Origin of the sequence: Tritonibacter sp. SIMBA_163 (assembly GCF_046535935.1) — a bacterium.
GTDB lineage: Bacteria > Pseudomonadota > Alphaproteobacteria > Rhodobacterales > Rhodobacteraceae > Epibacterium > Epibacterium scottomollicae.
This window is the reverse complement of the sequence record NZ_JAWJBP010001122.1, coordinates 1-243: the sequence shown is the minus strand read 5'-3', so window position 1 is coordinate 243 and position 243 is coordinate 1. Positions and strand designations below refer to the sequence as shown.

Sequence of the window (243 nt, the reverse complement as noted above, 5' to 3'; positions counted from 1 at the left end):
ATCACGGACTTTCAGGACAGAACGAAGCTGTCGAAATTCCTGGAACGGTTCTCGACCCTATGGGAGCTGGAAAATGCACCCGACAGCACAAACGTAGCGACACTCTTTACGCCCTCCACGAGCGGGATCTCCACGGATCTTCTCATCTCCATCAATGCACTGAAACTCGGGGGCACATGATATGCAATCCGGAATTTACGTTGGAATTTCCTCGCAGATTGCGCTCGAACGGCGCCTGAACAC

At 52.7% G+C, this 243-nt stretch carries 1 pseudogene; it reads left to right on the top strand.

From position 1 onward, the window contains the following. Positions 1-180: pseudogene (locus R0J92_RS25820) on the top strand (hypothetical protein); the annotation flags it as partial. Positions 181-243: the final 63 nt, after the last annotated feature.